Here is a 21,360-nt window from a genome sequence, read left to right as displayed (position 1 = left end):
GATCACGCCTACGAGCGGTCTGGCCGGACGACGGAACCTTTCGCCGTCCGGCCTTTTCGCGCTCGGCTCTTCCTCACATACGCGTCAGCGGGCTCAGCCATGCCCGCTTCCCACCGGAGTTTCAGTGAAAAAACCCCTATGGATCACGGTCGTCACCGTGGTGGCGGCCGCGACGCTCGGCGCCGTGCCGGCCCAGGCCGCTGTGCCGCACAGCGCCGCCGCGGCGGCCGCGACGACCGGTGATCCGATTGATCCGCCACTGTACGACGCGACTTCGTCCGGCGGCATCGCCCGCGTCAACGTCGTCACCGAGAACCGCACGGACCTCTCCGCCGCGGCGTCGGCCGGTCAGACGGTGCAGTCGTTCACGACCCTGCCGGTCGTCACCCTCAAGGTCGACCGCGGCGGGCTGGACCAGCTGGCCGCCCAGCCGGGCGTGGTCAGCGTCACGGAGGACGTCCCGGCGCGGCCGTCGCTGGACGAGAGCGTCCCCATCATCGGTGCCGACCAAGCCTACGCACAGGGCATGACCGGTGCGGGCAGTGTGGTGGCCGTCCTGGACACGGGGATCGCCACCCACCACCCGTTCCTCAAGGACCGGGTCATCTCCGAGGCATGCTTCTCGACGACCGACCCCGACCTCAACGCCACCAGCCTTTGTCCTGACGGGACTGACCACCAGGAGGGGACGGGCACGGCCGACTCCGGGACCGGCCCCTGCGCGACCATCGCCGAATGCGATCACGGGACTCACGTGGCCGGCATCATCGCCGGAAACGGCGAGGGCATCACCGGGGCCCCTAAGCGGGGTGTCGCCCCCGGCGCGAACATTATCGCCCTCCAGGTGTTCAGTAAGTTCGACTCCGAGGACTACTGCGGCGCCGGCGCCACACCTTGCGTGGGCAGTTTCACCAGCGCCCAGCTGGCCGCCCTGGAGAAGGTGCTGCAACTGCGACAATCCGGGACACCCGTGGTGGCAGCGAACCTGAGCCTTGGATCCGGCCGGTACGCCACCGCCTGCGACAACGACGCGCGCAAGTCGGCCATCGACAACCTGCTCGCCGCCGGGGTCGCCACCGTGGTAGCGGCCGGCAACAACGGGTACACCGACGCGGTGAGCGCCCCCGGCTGCGTCACCTCAGCGGTCACGGTCGGTGCCACCACCGACGACGACCAGCTGTCCGCGTTCACCAACCGGGGCCCGCTGCTGGACCTCCTCGCCCCTGGCACCAGCATCGTCTCCTCGGTCCCGGGCGGCGGGTACGCCTCGAAGAGCGGTACGTCCATGGCCGCGCCGCACGTGGCCGGCTCCCTCGCGATCCTGCGGCAGGCGTTCCCGAACGACAGCGTCGCGAACCTGGAGTCGCGGCTCGAAGGCAGCGGAAAGTCCATCACCTACACGGGCGCCGACACACCCCGCATCAACGTCGCCCAGGCGCTTGGCGCGACCGTTCAGCCGGCGACCACCGGTAATGACTTCAACTGCGACAAGAAGGAGGATATCGCCGTTGCCGACCCCGAGGCGGCGGTCGGCGGTGACGCCAAGGCCGGCCTCGTGCGGGTCGTCTACGGCGGTGCCAAGGGCACGTCCGAGCTGAACCAGGATCTGGCTTCGGTGCCCGGCGACGCCGAGCCGAACGACTACTTCGGTGACTCCCTCGCCACCGTCGACTACAACATGGACGGCTGCACCGACCTCGTCGTCGGCACGTCACGGGAGGACATCGGCAGTGCCACGGACGCCGGCACCGTGGACGTGATCTACGGAGCCTCCGGCGGCCTCGGCACCGGAAAGGCGGCACTCCACCTCGAGCAGGGCACGGGTGCGGAGGGCATCCTCGCCGCCGCCTCGGAGTCCGGGGACCGCATGGGCGCCGCCGTCGCCGCCGGCCTCACGCTCGACCAGGAGCCGTACCTGGTCATCGGTGTCCCGGGTGAGGACATCGACGGCAAGACGGACGCAGGAGCCGTCTTCTATCTGCGCGGCAGCATCAACCGGACTTTGGTCCAGGGCAGTTCGGGTGTGGCGGGAACTCTGGAGGCGGGCGACAAGTTCGGTTCCTCCGTCGCCGCGAGCCCCGAGTACGTGGTGGTCGGCATACCTGGCGAGGGCGTTGTGCCCGGCCCGAGCCCGAACCCGTCCGAGGTGGCGGCGGGTCAGGTCGACGTGATGACCCATGCACTGAACGACAGCGGAGTCCCGGCCCAGGTGGGAACCGTCGACGAGGCCAGCCCGGCAGTGAGCGGTGCGGCCGAGGCGGGGGACCAGTTCGGTGCATCAGTGTCGGCCACCCAGGCGCTGTTCCTCCAGGGCTTGCCGTGGCCCAGGCGCGCCACCTACATCGCCATCGGCATACCCGGCAAGGACGTCACCTACGGGGGAGCGGTCAAGGCCGACGCCGGACGGGCCGTCGTGGTCAGGGTGGAGAAGAACGCCTCTCCGGCGATCCTGGAGATCAACAGTGGCTACGACCAGGCCCCCGACGACGTCACCGGAGCACCCGAGGCCGGTGACCGCATGGGTGCCCAGGTGTCCGTCGTCAACCGGGACCCGGGGACGACCGCGACCGACTCCAGCCTGGTGATGGCCGTCGGCGTGCCGGGCGAGGACATCGGCACGGTCGCCGACGCGGGCGCCGTGATGGTCTTCGGTCTGCGCAGCGCGCCGGGTGTCACCGACCGGTGGATCGAGGCGGGCAACGCCTCTGGCATGCCGGGCACCCCGACGGCCGCGCAGAGCACGGGGACCAGCCTGTACGGCACTCGGTCCAGCCTCTACATCGGAATGCCCTACGGACCGGGGGCCTATGGCTCCCTGTACGTGATGCCGTGGGCGAACGTGACCGGAGGCACGGCACAGCCGGTCACCACCTACGCACCGGGCACAGGTGGCCTCCCGGCCGCCGGGCTGCGTTTCGGCATGTCCGCCCGATGAGCACGGCCGCCCCCTCCTGTGAGGGGGCGGCTCCCCACCCGGAGGCACTCCTGCTGGCGTTGTCCGTGCCGGTGTACGATCTCGCTCTTCGGTCGGTTGTCCGAATCTCGAAATCCTGATCCCGAGGGGGGACTTAGGTGGGTACACCCACGTCCGGGAGCGGTCGGCACAGACGCCGGATACGGTTCGCGCTGCCCGTCGCCGCGGCCGGTGTCGCGGCGGCCGTCACCGCCGCGCTGATCTCGACGTCCGCCAGCGCGGCCACCCAGCCGACGCCCACGGTCAAGCCGGTCGCCAGCTCGCCGTCGCAGGCCACGCTGAGGCAGCGCGCGGCCGACGCCGTCGCCGCCGTCAACGGCAAGACCACCACGACGAAGACGTCGAGCAGTGGTTCCGCCGTCTCACCGAAGATCATCGGTGGCGGTACGACCACCATCTCCTCGGCGCCCTGGATGGCCCAGCTCTGGTACGACGACACCAAGGGCACCACCAGCACCAGTGACGACGTCGCCTTCTTCTGCGGCGGCTCGGTGATCTCGCCCACGAAGATCCTCACTGCCGCACACTGTGTCAAGGGCTTCAAGTGGAGCACCACCAAGTCCGTGGTGATCACCGGCACCGCCTCGCTGCCCACCACCAACACTGACGGCACCGTCTCCGCCGTCCTGCGCCAGTGGAACCACCCGTCGTACACCGTGTCGAGCCATGGCGCCCCCAACAACGACATCGCCGTGCTCACCCTGGCCGCCCCGGTCAAGGCCACGCCGATCCGGATGACGACCAACACCGACACGACCTCCTACAAGACGAACACCAGCGCCAAGGTCTACGGCTGGGGCCGCACCAGCTCCACCACGCAGGACATCTCCGAGACGCTGAAGACGGCCACGCTGCCGATCGACTCGGACACCACCTGCACCGCCGCCTACGGCAGCACGGACTTCGTCAAGGGCCACATGGTCTGCGCCGGCAAGCCCGCCACCGGCTCCGACACCGGCACCACCTCGGCCTGCAACGGCGACTCCGGCGGCCCGCTGGTCGTCGGCGGCCGGATCGTAGGCGTGGTCTCCTGGGGCGTCGAGGACTGTGTCGCCAAGGGCGCCTACAGCGTCTTCACGAAGGTCAGCACCTACGTCGGTGCCGCCTACGCGCAGATCGCCGACTCCAACCTGAGCCTGTTCAACGGGCGCAACGACGGCAAGGCCGACCTGTTCGCCCGCAAGTCGTCGACCCACGTCGGCTACGAGCTGGACTCGAAGGGCACCTCGCTCACCGCCCCCACCTCCAGCGCCTCCTGGGGCGACTTCACCGGCGTCAACCTCGTCCTGCAGGCCGACCTCAACCGGGACGGCTTCCAGGACCTGGTCTACCGGCTGGCCTCCAACGGCAACGTCTACTGGTACCACTTCGCGCTGAACAGCGCCCAGACCGACGGCTCCTGGGTCACCACGAAGCTCTTCACCAACTGGAAGACCCGCAAGGCCACCATCATCCCCGGTGACCTCACCGGCGACTACCTGCCCGACGTGCTCTCCGAGGACTCCGGCGGTGTCCTGTGGCTGTACCCGGGCAAGGGCAACGGCACCTTCGGCACCCGCGTCCGGATCGGCGGCGGCTGGAGCCAGTACAACCAGCTGCGCGGCGTCGGCGACTTCAACGGCGACGGCAAGGCCGATCTGCTGGCCCGCAAGAGCAGCGGCGGCGACCTCTACCTGTACAAGGGCACCGGCAAGTCCGGCACCGGCCTCTTCTCGGCCCGGGTGAAGGTCCGTTCCGGCTGGACCGGCTTCAACACCCTGGCCGCGGTCGGCGACCTGACCGGCGACGGCAAGGCCGACCTGCTGGCCCGTACGACCGGGGGCACGCTGTACCTCTACCCGGGTACCGGCAAGGCGACCAGTGAGATCTTCGGCACAAGGAAGTCGCTCGGTACCGGTTTCCAGCAGTACGACATCTTCGGCTGAAATACCTGGTGAGCGGGGTTCGCCCCGCGCGCCCGACTACACAGTGTGCCCATCGCCCTACGCGGTGGGCACTCTGCGTTGTGCAACCCTTTCCCGAGTTTCGCCGTCTGACCAGGCGGAGCGACGATGGTCCGGTACGTGCTGATGATCCTGGTACGCCGGGCCTGACCCTGAAAGCAGGGGGTAACCGAGCAGTCGTAGGAGAACAGAGGAGCCCATGTCTGCCGAGAGCACGCCGGAGCCCGCCATACCCGAGGCCGGACCGAAGGTCCCGGGCCGCCGGAGCAAGGGCCGCCGCCGCAAGGCCCCCGGTACGGGCCGCAGGGCGCTCCGCGTCACGGCCTGGACGGCGGCCGGCATCCTCGTCCTCGGCGGCACCGGACTCGGCTACGTGTACTTCAAGCTCAACGGCAACCTCAAGACCGTCGACATCAACCAGGCGCTCGGCAGCGACCGGCCCACCAAGGTCGACAACGGCTCCGAGAACATCCTGGTCCTCGGCTCGGACACGCGCTCCGGTGCCAACAAGAAGCTCGGCGGCGGCGCGGACGACGGCAGCGCCCGATCCGACACGGCGATGATCGTCCACGTCTACGAGGGCCACAAGCGGGCCGCCGTGGTCTCCATCCCCCGGGACACCCTGATCGACCGCCCGTCCTGCACCGACGCGAACGGTGTCAGACACGACGCGGCCACCGACGTGATGTTCAACTCCGCGTACTCCACGGGCGGTGCCAGCTGCGCGGTCAAGACCGTCGAGTCGGTCACCGGCATCCGCATGGACCACTACCTGGAGGTCGACTTCTCGGGCTTCCAGAAGCTCGTCGACGAGCTGGGCGGGGTCACGGTCACCACGACCAAGAGCATCGACGACCCGCAGAGCCACCTCGACCTCAAGGCCGGCAGGCACACGCTCGACGGTGAGCAGGCGCTCGGCCTGGTCCGCACCCGGCACGGCGTCGGCGACGGCTCCGACCTGGGTCGTATCCAGCTCCAGCAGGCGTTCGTCAAGGCCCTGATCAACCAGGTCAAGCAGGTGGGCGTCTTCACCAGCCCCAAGAAGCTGTACGACCTGGCCGACACCGCGACGAAGACGGTCACCACCGACTCCGACCTGGGCTCGGTGAACTCCCTGATCGACTTCGCGAACGGTCTGAAGTCCATCGGCGCCAAGAACATGCACATGGTCACGATGCCGGTCGAGTACGACCCGGCGAACCCGAACCGGGTGATCGTGGCCAAGGCCAAGGCCAAGCAGGTCTGGACGGCCCTGAAGAACGACAGGCCGATCCCGGCGAGCGCCACGAAGGGCACGGCGACGGGGCAGGCCAAGGGGGTCGTGACGTCGTAGCCCGGCCGCGGGTGCGTTGGCGTTGCTCGCGCAGTTTCCCGCGCCTCCAGGTAACTGCGCCGGTCCCACCTAAAGGGGCGCGGGGAACTGCGCGACAAGCCCCCACGCACCCGCACTCGCGCACGACGAATCTGGCGCACCCCCTTCGGCGCGACCATCCCCCGCACCCTTGGGAATACCGGACCGCTCCCCCCGGTTTTGGGCTATGCGCCCAGCCCTGGCAGACTGGTACGTCGGCCCCGGTTCACGCTCCGCAGCCCGCGGCAGCGACCCGGCGCCCTCCCGAAATCTAGGAGACACCTTGAAGCGCGAGATCCACCCCGAGTACGTCGAGACGCAGGTCAGCTGCACCTGTGGCGCGTCGTTCACCACCCGCAGCACCATCCAGTCCGGCACCATCCGGGCTGAGGTCTGCTCCGAGTGCCACCCGTTCTACACGGGCAAGCAGAAGATCCTCGACACCGGTGGCCGTGTGGCCCGCTTCGAGGCCCGCTTCGGCAAGGCTGCCGCCGGCTCCAAGAAGTAGCGAGCCCCATTTCGCCGGTCCACGGCCGTGTCCCTGCGGGGGCACGCCCGGGACCGGCGTTTTTGGTCGCCCGCCTTCCCTTCCGTACGCAGTATCAGGAGCCCAAAAATGTTCGAGGCCGTCGAGGAACTCGTCGTCGAGCACGCCGACCTGGAGAAGAAGCTCGCCGACCCGTCGGTCCACGCCGACCAGGCCAACGCGCGCAAGCTGAACAAGCGCTACGCCGAACTCACCCCGATCGTCGGCACGTACCGCTCCTGGAAGCAGACCGGCGACGACATCGAGACCGCGCGTGAACTGGCCGCCGACGACCCCGACTTCGCCGCCGAGGTCAAGGAGCTGGACAAGCAGCGCGACGAGCTGACCGAGAAGCTGCGGCTGCTGCTGGTGCCCCGGGACCCGTCCGACGACAAGGACGTGATCCTGGAGATCAAGGCGGGGGCCGGCGGTGACGAGTCGGCGCTGTTCGCCGGTGACCTGCTGCGGATGTATCTGCGGTACGCCGAGCGCGTCGGCTGGAAGACCGAGATCATCGACTCCACCGAGTCCGAGCTGGGCGGCTACAAGGACGTCCAGGTCGCGGTGAAGACCAAGGGCGGCAACGGCGCGACCGAGCCCGGCCAGGGCGTCTGGGCGCGGCTGAAGTACGAGGGCGGCGTGCACCGCGTGCAGCGCGTCCCGGCGACCGAGTCGCAGGGCCGTATCCACACGTCGGCGGCGGGTGTGCTGGTGACCCCCGAGGCCGAGGAGGTCGACGTCGAGATCAATCCGAACGACCTCCGGATCGACGTCTACCGGTCCTCGGGACCCGGCGGGCAGTCCGTCAACACCACCGACTCCGCCGTGCGCATCACGCACCTGCCCACCGGAGTCGTCGCCTCCTGCCAGAACGAGAAGAGCCAACTGCAGAACAAGGAGCAGGCCTTGCGTATCCTGCGCTCCAGGCTGCTCGCCGCGGCGCAGGAGGAGGCGGAGAAGGAAGCCGCCGACGCCCGCCGCAGCCAGGTCCGTACCGTCGACCGCTCCGAGAAGATCCGCACGTACAACTTCCCGGAGAATCGCATCTCGGACCACCGCGTCGGCTTCAAGGCGTACAACTTGGACCAGGTCCTGGACGGCGAACTCGACGCGGTGATCCAGGCCTGCGTCGACGCGGACTCGGCCGCGAAGCTCGCGGCCGCGTAAGGCATGCACGACTGAGTACGACACGGAGGACCAGCGTGAACCTGCTGCTCGCCGAGGTGGCCCAGGCCACCCAGCGGCTGGCCGACGCCGGCGTGCCCTCGCCGCGCAACGACGCGGAGGAGCTCGCCGCGTTCGTGCACGGCGTGAAGCGGGGCGCGCTGCACTCCGTCAAGGACTCCGACTTCGACGCCCGCTACTGGGAGGTCATCGCCCGGCGGGAGCAGCGCGAGCCGCTCCAGCACATCACCGGGCGGGCCTACTTCCGCTACCTCGAACTCCAGGTGGGGCCGGGCGTCTTCGTACCGCGCCCGGAGACCGAGTCCGTCGTCGGCTGGGCCATAGACGCCGTACGCGCCATGGACGTGGTCGAGCCGTGCATCGTCGACCTGTGCACCGGCTCCGGCGCCATCGCGCTGGCCCTCGCCCAGGAGGTCCCGCGCTCGCGCGTACACGCCGTGGAGCTGTCCGAGGAGGCGCTCCAGTGGACCCGCAAGAACATGGCGGGCTCCCGGGTCGACCTGCGCCAGGGAGACGCCCTGGACGCCTTCCACGACCTCGACGGCCATGTCGACCTGGTCATCTCCAACCCGCCGTACATCCCGCTCACCGAGTGGGAGTACGTCGCCCCCGAGGCCCGCGACTACGACCCGGAGCTGGCCCTGTTCTCCGGCGAGGACGGCCTCGACCTCATCCGGGGCATCGAACGCACCGCGCACCGGCTGCTGCGCCCCGGCGGTGTCGTCGTCATCGAGCACGCGGACACCCAGGGCGGCCAGGTGCCGTGGATCTTCACCGAGGAGCGGGGCTGGGCCGACGCGGCCGACCACCCCGACCTCAACAACCGCCCCCGCTTCGCGACCGCCCGCAAGGCGCTGCCGTGAGCACCCCCCAGACTGATCCCCGGAAGTCCCGGGAGTCCCGGACGTACGTGTACTTCGTGTACGAGGAGGCCCGCTAGACATGGCACGGCGATACGACACCAACGACGCGACCGACCGCGCGACGGGTCTGCGCGAAGCCGCGTCCGCCGTCCGCCGGGGCGAACTGGTGGTGCTGCCCACGGACACGGTGTACGGCATCGGCGCCGACGCGTTCACCGCGGAGGCGGTCTCCGACCTGCTCGACGCCAAGGGCCGGGGCCGCAACATGCCCACTCCGGTGCTGATCGGGTCCCCGAACACGCTGCACGGGCTCGTCACCGACTTCTCCGAGCTGGCCTGGGAGCTGGTCGACGCGTTCTGGCCGGGCGCCCTCACCCTGGTCGCCAGGCATCAGCCGTCCCTGCAGTGGGACCTCGGCGACACCCGGGGCACGGTCGCCGTGCGCATGCCCCTGCACCCGGTCGCCATCGAGCTGCTCACCGAGGTCGGCCCGATGGCCGTCTCCTCCGCCAACCTCACCGGCCACCCGTCCCCGGAGACCTGTGACGCCGCGCAGGAGATGCTCGGCGACTCCGTCTCCGTCTACCTCGACGGCGGTCCGACCCCGGGCAACGTCCCCTCGTCGATCGTCGACGTCAGCCGTGAGGTGCCGTTGCTGCTGCGTGCCGGCGCGATCTCGGCAGAGGAGCTGCGCAAGGTCGTACCCGACCTCGAGGTGGCGAATTGACAGCCCCTGACGCGGGGCGTGGCATAGGCAACGGGGAGCGCGCATCGGAGATCACGACCACGTTCGTGGGGCTTCCGCGCGACAGCTTCCGCATCCTCCACGTCAGCACCGGCAACGTGTGCCGCTCGCCGATCACCGAGCGGCTGACCCGCCATCTCGTGACGGACCGGCTCGGCACCTTTCTGGGCGGCGGCCTGATCGTGGAGAGCGCGGGCACCTGGGGCCATGAGGGCGCGCCCATGGAGGCCAACGCGGAGGCGGTCCTGGCCGACTTCGGCGCGGACGCGACCGGGTTCGTGGGGCGGGAGCTGCTCGACGAGCACGTCATCCGCGCCGACCTGGTGCTGACCGCCACCCGTGACCACCGTGCCCAGGTCATCTCCATGGGCCACTCGGCGGGCCTGCGTACCTTCACGCTGAAGGAGTTCACCCGCCTGGTCCGCGCGATCGACCCGGCGACGCTGCCCCCGCTGCACGAGGGCGTGGTCATCCGTGCCCGTGCGCTGGTCCGTGCGGCGGCCGCGCTGCGCGGATGGCTGCTGGCCCCCACGGCGGAGGCGGACGAGGTCTACGACCCGTACGGCGCCCCGCTGCCGTTCTTCCGTTCCATCGGCGACGAGATACACGAGGCCCTGGACCCCGTGGTCACGGCGCTGACGGGCGTCCCGGCGCGGATGTAACCCGAGGCGCCGTACACACCGCGCACCCCACCCACCCCGGGCCTACATTGGACGTACGTCACCGTCGACCGCCCGGAGCCCGTCATGCCGGTCAGCCCTACCCTCGTCGAGGCCGATCCGCTGCGGCGGCAGGATCCGGAGCTGGCGGAGATCCTGCTGGGGGAGCTGGCGCGGCAGTCGACGTCGTTGCAGCTGATCGCCGCCGAGAACTTCTCCTCCCCGGCCGTGCTGGCCGCCCTCGGCTCGCCGCTCGCCAACAAGTACGCCGAGGGGTATCCGGGCGCCCGGCACCACGGCGGCTGCGAGATCGTGGACGTCGCCGAGCGGCTCGCCGTCGACCGTGCCAAAGCCCTGTTCGGCGCGGCGCACGCCAATGTGCAGTCCCATTCCGGGTCCTCCGCCGTCCTGGCCGCCTACGCCGCCCTGCTGCGCCCCGGCGACACCGTGCTCGCCCTCGGGCTGCCCTACGGCGGTCATCTCACGCACGGCTCGCCGGCCAACTTCTCCGGCCGCTGGTTCGACTTCGTCGGGTACGGGGTCGACCCGGAGAGCGGGCTCATCGACCACGACCAGGTGCGGGCGCTGGCCCGGTCCCACCGGCCCAAGGCGATCGTGTGCGGGTCCATCGCCTATCCCCGGCACATCGACTACGCCTTCTTCCGCGAGGTCGCCGACGAGGTGGGCGCGTACCTGATCGCGGACGCGGCCCATCCCATCGGGCTGGTCGCCGGGGGAGCGGCGCCGAACCCGGTGCCGTACGCCGACGTGGTGTGCGCGACCACACACAAGGTGCTGCGCGGGCCGCGCGGCGGGATGCTGCTGTGCGGTGCGCCCGAGCTGGCCGAGCGTCTCGACCGGGCTGTGTTCCCTTTCACACAGGGCGGTGCGCAGATGCACACCATCGCCGCCAAGGCGGTCGCGTTCGGGGAGGCGGCAACGCCGGCGTTCACCGTGTACGCCCATCAGGTGGTCGCCAATGCGAGGGTTCTCGCGGCCGGCCTCGCGGACCAGGGGCTGGTGGTCACGACGGGGGGCACGGACACCCATCTGATCACCGCCGACCCCGCACCCCTCGGCGTCGACGGACGTACCGCCCGGGGCCGGCTCGGCGCCGCCGGGATCGTCCTGGACAGCTGCGCCCTGCCGCACGGTGAGGCGCGCGGCCTGCGGCTGGGCACCGCCGCCGTGACCACACAGGGCATGGAGGCGGGGGAGATGACCCGGATCGCGGAGATGCTGGCGGAGGTGCTGCGCGGTACGACGGACCCGGGGAGGGTGCGTGACGAGGTGCGCGAGCTCACCGGTAGATTTCCGCCGTATCCCGGTGGAGACGGGGTAGGCGCAGCGTCGTAGAGCCGTTGTACGCCCGCCTCACAGCCATGCGTGCAACCATCGTCGCTACCCGGAAGTCCCCATACATATGCGAGCGTCGCTAGGGTGTGGGGCTGTGATGGCCAGCGAGACCTGTGGGGAAGCCTGTGCGTGAATACCTGCTGACGCTCTGCATCACGGCCGCGGTGACGTATCTGCTGACAGGGCCGGTGCGGAAGTTCGCGATCGTGGCCGGGGCCATGCCGGAGATCCGGGCCCGTGACGTGCACCGGGAGCCCACTCCGCGGCTCGGCGGGATCGCGATGTTCTTCGGGCTGTGCGCGGGTCTGCTGGTCGCCGACCACCTGACCAACCTCAACGAGGTCTTCGCGAAGTCGAACGAGCCGCGAGCGCTGCTCTCCGGGGCCGCGCTGATCTGGCTGATCGGCGTGCTCGACGACAAGTTCGAGATCGACGCCCTGATCAAGCTGGGCGGTCAGATGATCGCCGCGGGCGTCATGGTCATGCAGGGTCTGACGATCCTGTGGCTGCCCATCCCGGGCGTCGGCACGGTCGCCCTGACCCCGTGGCAGGGCACTCTGCTGACGGTGGCCCTGGTGGTCATCACCATCAACGCGGTCAACTTCGTCGACGGCCTGGACGGCCTGGCCTCCGGCATGGTGTGCATCGCGGCCGCGGCGTTCTTCATGTACGCGTACCGCATCTGGTACTCGTACGGCATCGAGGCCGCCGCCCCGGCCACGCTGTTCTCGGCGATCCTGATGGGCATGTGCCTGGGCTTCCTGCCGCACAACATCCATCCGGCGCGGATCTTCATGGGCGACTCCGGCTCGATGCTGATCGGCCTGGTGCTGGCCGCCGGTGCGATCTCGATCACGGGCCAGCTCGACCCGGACGTCATGAACCTGTTCGCCGGGTCCGAGCGCAACGCGGTGCACCAGATGGTGCCCGTCTACATCCCGCTGCTGCTGCCGCTGACCATCATCGCGGTGCCGGCCGCCGACCTGGTGCTGGCGATCGTGCGGCGCACCTGGCGCGGCCAGTCGCCGTTCGCCGCGGACCGGGGGCACCTGCACCACCGGCTGCTGGAGATCGGCCATTCGCACAGCAGGGCCGTCCTGATCATGTACTTCTGGTCGGCGCTGATCGGCTTCGGGGCGCTGGCGTACTCGGTGAACTCCGCGTCCATGTGGATCGTGCTCGGCGTGGTCTTCCTCAGCGCGATCGGCCTGGGGCTGCTTCTGCTGCCGCGGTTCACCCCGCGCGTGCCGGTGTGGGCCCAGCGGTTCGTGCCGCCGCGCTACCGGCGCCGCGGGCGCGCCCCGGAGGCCGCCGAGCCGACGGCCGCGACTGCTGCCGAGGATCTCCAGGCAGCCGTCCCCGATGTGCCGGAGGAGGCCGGGGAACCGTGTGACGGGCACCGCCCCGCGGTGACCGCCGGGGTGGCCCGGGTCAACGGCGCGACGGCCATCGGCCCCCGGTCGCGCATCCTGGACCGGCACACCTCCGAAACCTCGCGCTGACCCTGTGCCGACCCTCGCAAGGTAAGAATCTGACTAGAGCATTGCCAAGTCGTGGGGGAGCAAAGACCCCTAATACCAGACACAACGACTCGGTTTTCGCTCAGACGGGCATGTTCACTCTCATGTGTGACAGCGACCACACCTACCAGGTAAAGACCTCATCAAATAGTTTGTGATACGGTTCACGAGAACCCGGGACAGAGTCGACGGAGCCGACTGCGTCGGTCCGTCAGCGTGAGGTCTTCGACCCTCCGACCGGGACTACGCTCGTCCATGACGACACCTGCCCCCCTGTGAAAGCGGAGTTGCCGCCATGCCGTCCAATGACGCCCGGATCCTGGCCCAGGCCGCCGTACCCACGGCCGCCGTCGGCGTGCTCGCTGCCGTCGTCAGCGCAGTGGTCGCGGGCGGCAAGGGGGCGATCGGGGCCGTCGTCGCGACGGTGCTCGTGATCCTCTTCATGGGGGCCGGTCTCTACGTCCTGCAGCGCACGGCCAAATCCATGCCGCAGCTCTTCCAGATGATGGGCCTGATGCTCTACGCGGCCCAGCTTCTGCTGCTGTTCATCTTCATGGCCGCGTTCAAGAACACGACGCTGTTCAATCCCCGGGCCTTCGCCCTCGTGCTGGTGGTCGCCACGCTCGTGTGGATCGCCGCACAGACCCGCGCCCACATGAAGGCCAAGATCCTCTATGTCGAGCCGGAGAAGTCCGAGAAGTCCGAGAAGGCCGGGCATTCGTCGTGAGAGGTAGGCCCGGGATAAAGGCGCACGAGAGATGCTGCTATCGTCCGGTGCCAACTGCGGCATCGCGGGCGCGGGCATCTGAGCTGACGCCTGCTCAATCGCGAGGCGAGATGCCCCCCAGCCGCCCCCATATCCGTAACACCAGTCCCGTGCCGAACCGCGGCCATGCGCCGCGCCGACACAACGAGGTTGCCGTACCTATGCGCCACGCTGAAGGAGCCCGCGGTGAGTGCTGACCCGACGCAGACGCTCGCTTTCGACACGAGCTGTCACCTGTTCGGAAACGACGGGTGCGGTTTCGACACGGTCGCTCCGGGCCTGCACTCGTTCCTGTTCAAGCCGCTTTGGGGCGGCGCGGACAGCGACGTGTACTTCAACAAGACGATGCTGCTGGCGCTGCTCGGGTCGATCATCGTCATCGGCTTCTTCTGGGCCGCCTTCGCCAAGCCGAAGGTCGTCCCGGGCAAGCTCCAGATGGTGGCCGAGGCCGGATACGACTTCGTCCGCCGCGGTGTCGTCTACGAGACCATCGGCAAGAAGGAAGGCGAGAAGTACGTCCCGCTCGTCGTCTCGCTCTTCTTCTTCATCTGGATGATGAACCTCTGGTCGATCATCCCGATCGCCCAGTTCCCGGTGACCGCGATCATCTCGTACCCCGCCGCCCTGGCAGCGATCGTCTACATCCTGTGGGTCTCGCTGACCTTCAAGCGGCACGGCTTCGTCGGCGCCTTCAAGAACTTCACCGGCTACGACAAGTCGCTCGGCGCGGTCCTTCCGCTCTCGATGACGATCGAACTCTTCTCGAACCTGCTCGTGCGGCCCTTCACCCACGCCGTCCGGCTCTTCGCGAACATGTTCGCCGGCCACACCCTGCTGCTGCTCTTCACGGTTGCCAGCTGGTACATGCTCAACGGCGTCGGCATCGCCTACTCCGGTGTCTCGTTCGTGATGGTCCTCGTGATGACCGCCTTCGAGCTCTTCATCCAGGCTGTCCAGGCATACGTCTTCGTACTGCTGACCTGCAGCTTCATCCAGGGCGCGCTCGCCGAGTCCCACTGAGCGCCAACCCGACCACCCACTCCAGGCATCCGGTGGCCAACCCCCACCGGTCATTGAAAGAGAAGGAAGAACCGGCATGTCCGTTCTGCACGAGACCCTGGCCGCTGTCCAGATCAAGGGCAACCTCGGCTCCATCGGTTACGGCCTCGCCGCGATCGGCCCGGGCGTCGGCGTCGGCATCATCTTCGGTAACGGCACCCAGGCCCTCGCCCGCCAGCCCGAGGCGGCCGGCCTGATCCGCGCCAACCAGATCCTCGGCTTCGCCTTCTGTGAGGCGCTCGCCCTGATCGGTCTGGTCATGCCGTTCGTCTACCCGGCCTCCTGACCCGACCGCAGCGCACGTTTAGACGAAAGGCACTGATATGAGCCCCCTGGTTCAGCTGGCGGCGGAGGAGGCCGAGAACCCCCTCATCCCGCCGATCCCAGAGCTCGTCATCGGCCTCATCGCCTTCGTCATCGTCTTCGGCTTCCTCGCCAAGAAGCTCCTTCCGAACATCAACAAGGTTCTGGAGCAGCGCCGCGAGGCGATCGAGGGCGGTATCGAGAAGGCCGAGGCCGCGCAGACCGAGGCCCAGAGCGTCCTTGAGCAGTACAAGGCGCAGCTGGCCGAGGCCCGGCACGAGGCCGCGCGCCTGCGCCAGGAGGCTCAGGAGCAGGGCGCCACCCTCATCGCCGAGATGCGCGCCGAGGGCCAGCGGCAGCGTGAGGAGATCGTCGCCGCCGGTCACGCCCAGATCGAGGCCGACCGCAAGTCCGCCGCGCAGGCGCTGCGTCAGGACGTGGGCCAGCTGGCCACCGACCTGGCCGGCAAGCTCGTCGGCGAGTCCCTGGAGGACCACGCCCGGCAGAGCCGCGTGATCGACCGCTTCCTCGACGAGCTTGAGGAGAAGGCCGAGGCGGCCCGATGAACGGAGCGAGCCGCGACGCACTGGCAGCCGCACGTGAGCGTCTCGACGCGCTGACGGACTCGACGTCCGTGGACGCGACGCGGCTCGCGGACGAGCTGGCGGCCGTCACCACGCTGCTCGACCGCGAGGGTGGCCTGCGCCGGGTCCTCACCGACCCGGCGCAGTCCGGCGAGGCCAAGGCCGAGCTGGTCCGGCGCCTGATCGGCGGCCAGGTCGGCGAGTCCACCGTCGACGTGGTGTCCGGCTTGGTCCGTTCCCGCTGGTCGCAGCCCCGCGACCTGGTGGACGCGCTGGAGGAGCTGGCGAACACCGCCGACCTCACGGCCGCGGAGAAGTCCGGCACGCTGGACGACGTCGAGGACGAGCTGTTCCGCTTCGGCCGGATCGTCTCCTCCAGCACCGAGCTGCGCGCCGCGCTCACCGACCGCAAGGCCGGCACCCCGGCCAAGACCGAGCTGCTGCACCGGCTGCTCGGCGGCCGTGCCAAGCCGGTCACCGAGCGTCTGGTCACGCGCCTTGTGACCGCGCCGCGGGGACGTAGCCTGGAAGCGGGCCTGGAGGCCCTCTCCAAGCTCGCCGCCGAGCGCCGCAGCCGCGTCGTCGCCATCGTCACCTCGGCGGTTCCGCTGAGCGAGCCGCAGAAGCGGCGCCTGGGCGCAGCCCTCGCGAAGCTCTACGGCCGCACGATGCACCTCAACCTCGACGTCGACCCCGAGGTCGTCGGCGGGATCCGGGTGCAGGTCGGTGACGAGGTCATCAACGGTTCGATCGCGGACCGGCTGGAGGACGCGGCCCGCCGCATGGCGAGCTAGCACCTCGGTAGTCGAGAACAAGCAGTACGTCCTTACGACGGCCCGGGTTGGGCCGTACATGAAGAATCCTGGGGGTCGCCCCCAGACCCCCCAAGTGAAACTTCGGGCCCAACAAGGAGAGCAGGGAACCCAGATGGCGGAGCTCACGATCCGGCCGGAGGAGATCCGGGACGCGCTGGAGAACTTCGTCCAGTCGTACAAGCCGGACGCGGCCTCGCGCGAGGAGGTCGGTACGGTCACCCTTGCCGGCGACGGCATCGCGAAGGTCGAGGGCCTGCCCTCGGCCATGGCCAACGAACTGCTGAAGTTCGAGGACGGCACCCTCGGCCTCGCGCTCAACCTGGAAGAGCGCGAGATCGGCGCCATCGTCCTCGGTGAGTTCAGCGGCATCGAGGAGGGTCAGCCGGTGCAGCGCACCGGTGAGGTCCTCTCCGTCGCGGTGGGCGAGGGCTACCTCGGCCGCGTCGTCGACCCGCTCGGCAACCCGATCGACGGCCTCGGCGAGATCGAGACGTCCGGCCGCCGCGCCCTGGAGCTGCAGGCTCCGGGCGTCATGGCCCGTAAGTCGGTGCACGAGCCGATGGAGACCGGCTACAAGGCCGTCGACGCGATGACCCCGGTCGGCCGCGGCCAGCGCCAGCTGATCATCGGTGACCGCCAGACCGGCAAGACCGCCCTGGCCGTCGACACGATCATCAACCAGCGTGACAACTGGCGCTCGGGCGACCCGAAGAAGCAGGTCCGCTGCGTCTACGTCGCCATCGGCCAGAAGGGCTCGACCATCGCCTCCGTGCGTGGCGCCCTCGAAGAGGCCGGCGCGCTGGAGTACACGACCATCGTCGCCGCCCCGGCGTCCGACCCGGCCGGCTTCAAGTACCTGGCGCCGTACACCGGTTCGGCCATCGGCCAGCACTGGATGTACGACGGCAAGCACGTCCTCATCATCTTCGACGACCTCTCGAAGCAGGCCGACGCCTACCGCGCCGTGTCGCTGCTGCTGCGCCGCCCGCCGGGCCGTGAGGCCTACCCGGGTGACGTCTTCTACCTGCACTCCCGTCTGCTGGAGCGCTGCGCCAAGCTGTCCGACGAGATGGGCGCCGGTTCGATGACCGGTCTGCCGATCGTCGAGACCAAGGCCAACGACGTCTCGGCGTTCATCCCGACCAACGTCATCTCCATCACCGACGGCCAGTGCTTCCTGGAGTCGGACCTGTTCAACGCCGGTCAGCGCCCCGCGCTGAACGTCGGTATCTCCGTCTCCCGAGTCGGTGGTTCCGCGCAGCACAAGGCGATGAAGCAGGTCTCCGGCCGCCTCCGTCTGGACCTCGCCCAGTACCGCGAGCTGGAGGCGTTCGCCGCCTTCGGTTCCGACCTGGACGCCGCGTCGAAGTCGCAGCTGGAGCGTGGTTCCCGACTGGTCGAGCTGCTCAAGCAGGCTCAGTACCAGCCGATGCCGACCGAGGACCAGGTCGTCTCCGTGTGGGCCGGCACCACCGGCAAGATGGACGACGTCCCGGTCTCCGACATCCGCCGCTTCGAGAAGGAGCTCCTGGAGTACCTGCACCGCAAGGAGCAGGGCCTCATGACCTCCATCAAGGAGGGCGGCAAGATGTCGGACGACACCCTCACCGCTGTTGCCGACGCGATCGCCGAGTTCAAGAAGCAGTTCGAGACCTCGGACGGCAAGCTTCTCGGCGAGGACGCCCCGGCCGCGGCCAAGTGACGTAAGGAAGGGACCTGACTCATGGGAGCCCAGCTCCGGGTCTACAAGCGTCGCATCCGATCCGTCACCGCGACCAAGAAGATCACCAAGGCGATGGAGATGATCGCCGCCTCACGCGTGGTCAAGGCGCAGCGCAAGGTGCGGGCCTCCGCGCCGTACGCGACCGAGCTCACCCGCGCGGTCACGGCGGTCGGTACGGGTTCGAACACCAAGCACCCGCTCACCACGGAGGCGGAGAACCCGACCCGTGCCGCGGTCCTGCTCCTCACGAGCGACCGCGGTCTGGCCGGCGCCTTCAACTCCAACGCCATCAAGACCGCCGAGCAGCTGACGGCGCGTCTTGAGGCGGAGGGCAAGGAGGTCGACACGTACATCGTCGGCCGCCGTGGTCTGGCCCACTACAACTTCCGCGAGCGCAAGGTCGTGGAGTCGTGGTCGGGCTTCACCGACGAGCCCTCGTACGCGGACGCCAAGAAGGTCGCGGCGCCCCTGATCGAGGCCATCGAGAAGGAGACGGCGGACGGCGGCGTGGACGAACTCCACATCGTCTACACCGAGTTCGTCTCGATGATGACGCAGACGGCGCTCGACGCCCGACTGCTGCCGTTGCGCCTCGAAGAGGTCGCGGAGGAGAGGCCCCCGGGCGAGATCCTTCCGCTGTACGACTTCGAGCCCTCGGCGGAGGACGTCCTCGACGCCCTCCTGCCGCGCTATGTGGAGAGCCGTATCTACAACGCGCTCCTCCAGTCGGCCGCTTCGAAGCACGCCGCCACGCGGCGCGCGATGAAGTCGGCGACCGACAACGCGGGCGAGCTGATCAACACGCTCTCCCGGCTTGCCAACGCGGCCCGCCAGGCCGAAATCACCCAGGAAATCAGCGAGATCGTCGGTGGCGCCAGCGCCCTGGCCGACGCGACCGCGGGGAGTGACCGCTAATGACCACCACTGTTGAGACCGCGACGGCCACGGGCCGCGTCGCCCGGGTCATCGGCCCGGTCGTCGACGTGGAGTTCCCCGTCGACGCGATGCCGGAGATCTACAACGCGCTGCACGTCGAGGTGGCCGACCCGGCCAACGCCGGCGAGAAGAAGATCCTGACCCTGGAGGTCGCCCAGCACCTGGGTGACGGCCTGGTCCGCACGATCTCCATGCAGCCCACCGACGGTCTGGTCCGCCAGGCCCCGGTCACCGACACCGGCGACGGCATCACCGTCCCGGTCGGCGACTTCACCAAGGGCAAGGTGTTCAACACCCTCGGTGAGGTGCTGAACGTCGACGAGCAGTACACGGGCGAGCGCTGGTCCATCCACCGCAAGGCCCCCAACTTCGACGAGCTCGAGTCGAAGACCGAGATGTTCGAGACCGGCGTCAAGGTCATCGACCTGCTGACCCCGTACGTCAAGGGCGGCAAGATCGGTCTGTTCGGCGGTGCCGGCGTCGGCAAGACGGTGCTCATCCAGGAGATGATCTACCGCGTCGCCAACAACCACGACGGTGTCTCCGTGTTCGCCGGTGTCGGCGAGCGCACGCGTGAGGGCAACGACCTCATCGAGGAGATGGCGGACTCGGGCGTCATCGACAAGACCGCCCTGGTCTTCGGCCAGATGGACGAGCCCCCGGGCACCCGTCTGCGCGTGGCCCTCGCGGGTCTGACCATGGCGGAGTACTTCCGCGATGTGCAGAAGCAGGACGTGCTGTTCTTCATCGACAACATCTTCCGCTTCACGCAGGCCGGTTCAGAGGTCTCGACCCTGCTCGGCCGGATGCCCTCCGCGGTGGGCTACCAGCCGAACCTGGCCGACGAGATGGGTCTCCTCCAGGAGCGCATCACCTCGACCCGCGGTCACTCGATCACCTCGATGCAGGCGATCTACGTCCCCGCGGACGACCTGACCGACCCGGCCCCGGCCACCACCTTCGCCCACCTCGACGCGACGACGGTTCTGTCCCGTCCGATCTCCGAGAAGGGCATTTACCCGGCCGTGGACCCGCTGGACTCCACGTCCCGGATCCTTGACCCGCGCTACATCGCGGCGGACCACTACAACACCGCCATGCGCGTGAAGACGGTCCTCCAGAAGTACAAGGACCTCCAGGACATCATCGCGATCCTCGGTATCGACGAGCTCGGCGAGGAGGACAAGCTCGTCGTCCACCGGGCCCGTCGCGTGGAGCGCTTCCTGTCCCAGAACACCCACGTCGCCAAGCAGTTCACCGGCGTCGACGGGTCGGACGTGCCGCTGGACGAGTCGATCGTGGCCTTCAACGCGATCATCGACGGCGAGTACGACCACTTCCCGGAGCAGGCGTTCTTCCTGTGCGGTGGCATCGAGGACCTCAAGGCCAACGCCAAGGAGCTGGGCGTCTCCTGAACTCGCCTGAGTTCGTGTGAGGGGGCGGGCGCGTCCCGCCCCCTCACTCACGCCCATTAGACTTGTATCCAACACCCGGTGATCCCACCGGGTGGTGACCCGAGGAGCCACCTTTGGCTGCTGAGCTGCATGTCGAGCTGGTCGCCGCCGACCGTCAGGTCTGGTCCGGCGAGGCGACCCTGGTCGTCGCGCGCACCACGTCCGGCGACATCGGCGTCATGCCCGGTCACCAGCCGCTGCTGGGTGTGCTGGAGTCGGGCCCGGTGACCATCCGTACGAGTGAAGGTGGAACGGTCGTCGCCGCGGTGCACGGCGGTTTCATCTCGTTCGCGGACAACAAACTGTCGCTGCTGGCCGAGATCGCCGAGCTCTCGGACGAGATCGACGTCCAGCGCGCGGAGCGGGAGCTGGAGCGCGCGAAGGCGGAGGGCGATGCCACTGCCGAGCGACGCGCCGACGTCCGTCTGCGGGCGGCGACGTCGCGCTGACACACTGCGCGTATGCGTTGACGTAACTCAGCCGCGGGGGGGGGGGGGGGGGGGGGGTTTGGGGGGGGGGGGGGGGGGGGGGGGGGGTTTTTTTTTTTTTTTCCCCCCTAAAAAGGGAGGGAGGGGGCCAGGGGTTTCTCTTCTAATGG

Annotated in this window: 19 protein-coding genes; all 19 read left to right on the top strand. The window is 69.0% G+C overall.

Features of this window, described 5'->3' with window-relative positions:
* The first annotated feature begins 124 nt into the window (after positions 1-124).
* Complete coding sequence (locus ACZ5K7_RS46885) at positions 125-2,935, top strand: S8 family peptidase (RefSeq protein WP_468924551.1); 2,811 nt, start codon at positions 125-127, stop codon at positions 2,933-2,935.
* Positions 2,936-3,072: 137 nt separating this feature from the next.
* A complete protein-coding gene (locus ACZ5K7_RS46880; RefSeq protein ID WP_468924548.1) occupies positions 3,073-4,899 on the top strand; it encodes a trypsin-like serine protease in 1,827 nt (608 codons plus the stop codon).
* Positions 4,900-5,116: 217 nt separating this feature from the next.
* Entirely contained in the window at positions 5,117-6,250 is a 1,134-nt protein-coding gene (locus tag ACZ5K7_RS46875) for an LCP family protein (protein ID WP_468924545.1), read from the top strand.
* Positions 6,251-6,551: 301 nt separating this feature from the next.
* Complete coding sequence (gene rpmE, locus ACZ5K7_RS46870; protein ID WP_190206740.1) at positions 6,552-6,776, top strand: 50S ribosomal protein L31; 225 nt, start codon at positions 6,552-6,554, stop codon at positions 6,774-6,776.
* Between the two features lie 108 nt (positions 6,777-6,884).
* A complete protein-coding gene (prfA, locus tag ACZ5K7_RS46865; RefSeq protein ID WP_351710484.1) occupies positions 6,885-7,961 on the top strand; it encodes a peptide chain release factor 1 in 1,077 nt (358 codons plus the stop codon).
* Positions 7,962-7,996: 35 nt separating this feature from the next.
* Positions 7,997-8,842, top strand: coding sequence for a peptide chain release factor N(5)-glutamine methyltransferase (prmC, locus tag ACZ5K7_RS46860; RefSeq protein WP_351710486.1), 846 nt, complete (start codon positions 7,997-7,999; stop codon positions 8,840-8,842).
* Between the two features lie 79 nt (positions 8,843-8,921).
* Entirely contained in the window at positions 8,922-9,569 is a 648-nt protein-coding gene (locus ACZ5K7_RS46855; protein WP_351710488.1) for an L-threonylcarbamoyladenylate synthase, read from the top strand.
* Positions 9,566-10,249: an arsenate reductase/protein-tyrosine-phosphatase family protein gene (locus tag ACZ5K7_RS46850; RefSeq protein ID WP_351710490.1), complete on the top strand. Its 684-nt coding sequence runs from the start codon at positions 9,566-9,568 to the stop codon at positions 10,247-10,249. The genes ACZ5K7_RS46855 and ACZ5K7_RS46850 overlap by 4 nt, the downstream gene beginning before the upstream one ends.
* An 84-nt stretch (positions 10,250-10,333) precedes the next feature.
* The gene (locus ACZ5K7_RS46845) at positions 10,334-11,602 is read left to right on the top strand and encodes a serine hydroxymethyltransferase (RefSeq protein ID WP_468924539.1); all 1,269 of its coding nucleotides are present in this window, start codon (positions 10,334-10,336) and stop codon (positions 11,600-11,602) included.
* 125 nt (positions 11,603-11,727) lie between these two features.
* The gene (locus ACZ5K7_RS46840) at positions 11,728-13,104 is read left to right on the top strand and encodes an MraY family glycosyltransferase (RefSeq protein ID WP_468924536.1); all 1,377 of its coding nucleotides are present in this window, start codon (positions 11,728-11,730) and stop codon (positions 13,102-13,104) included.
* A gap of 313 nt (positions 13,105-13,417) precedes the next feature.
* A complete protein-coding gene (locus ACZ5K7_RS46835; protein WP_351710496.1) occupies positions 13,418-13,849 on the top strand; it encodes a hypothetical protein in 432 nt (143 codons plus the stop codon).
* 225 nt (positions 13,850-14,074) lie between these two features.
* Complete coding sequence (atpB, locus tag ACZ5K7_RS46830) at positions 14,075-14,908, top strand: F0F1 ATP synthase subunit A (RefSeq protein ID WP_351710498.1); 834 nt, start codon at positions 14,075-14,077, stop codon at positions 14,906-14,908.
* A gap of 76 nt (positions 14,909-14,984) precedes the next feature.
* Positions 14,985-15,233, top strand: coding sequence for an ATP synthase subunit c family protein (locus tag ACZ5K7_RS46825; RefSeq protein WP_067003022.1), 249 nt, complete (start codon positions 14,985-14,987; stop codon positions 15,231-15,233).
* Between the two features lie 37 nt (positions 15,234-15,270).
* A complete protein-coding gene (locus tag ACZ5K7_RS46820; RefSeq protein ID WP_351710500.1) occupies positions 15,271-15,816 on the top strand; it encodes a F0F1 ATP synthase subunit B in 546 nt (181 codons plus the stop codon).
* On the top strand, positions 15,813-16,628 hold the full coding sequence (locus ACZ5K7_RS46815) for a F0F1 ATP synthase subunit delta (RefSeq protein WP_351710502.1): 816 nt from the start codon (positions 15,813-15,815) through the stop codon (positions 16,626-16,628). The genes ACZ5K7_RS46820 and ACZ5K7_RS46815 overlap by 4 nt, the downstream gene beginning before the upstream one ends.
* 133 nt (positions 16,629-16,761) lie before the next feature.
* On the top strand, positions 16,762-18,351 hold the full coding sequence (atpA, locus tag ACZ5K7_RS46810; RefSeq protein WP_351710504.1) for a F0F1 ATP synthase subunit alpha: 1,590 nt from the start codon (positions 16,762-16,764) through the stop codon (positions 18,349-18,351).
* 21 nt (positions 18,352-18,372) lie between these two features.
* The gene (locus tag ACZ5K7_RS46805) at positions 18,373-19,287 is read left to right on the top strand and encodes a F0F1 ATP synthase subunit gamma (RefSeq protein ID WP_351710506.1); all 915 of its coding nucleotides are present in this window, start codon (positions 18,373-18,375) and stop codon (positions 19,285-19,287) included.
* A complete protein-coding gene (atpD, locus tag ACZ5K7_RS46800; protein WP_468924528.1) occupies positions 19,287-20,723 on the top strand; it encodes a F0F1 ATP synthase subunit beta in 1,437 nt (478 codons plus the stop codon). The genes ACZ5K7_RS46805 and atpD overlap by 1 nt, the downstream gene beginning before the upstream one ends.
* Positions 20,724-20,836: 113 nt before the next feature.
* Positions 20,837-21,211 (top strand): F0F1 ATP synthase subunit epsilon, encoded by a 375-nt coding sequence (locus tag ACZ5K7_RS46795; protein WP_351710510.1) that lies wholly within the window; start codon positions 20,837-20,839, stop codon positions 21,209-21,211.
* Positions 21,212-21,360: the final 149 nt, after the last annotated feature.

It is taken from the genome of Streptomyces sp. NPDC031497 (assembly GCF_055580905.1).
This window is presented reverse-complemented; position numbering and strand designations above follow the sequence as displayed.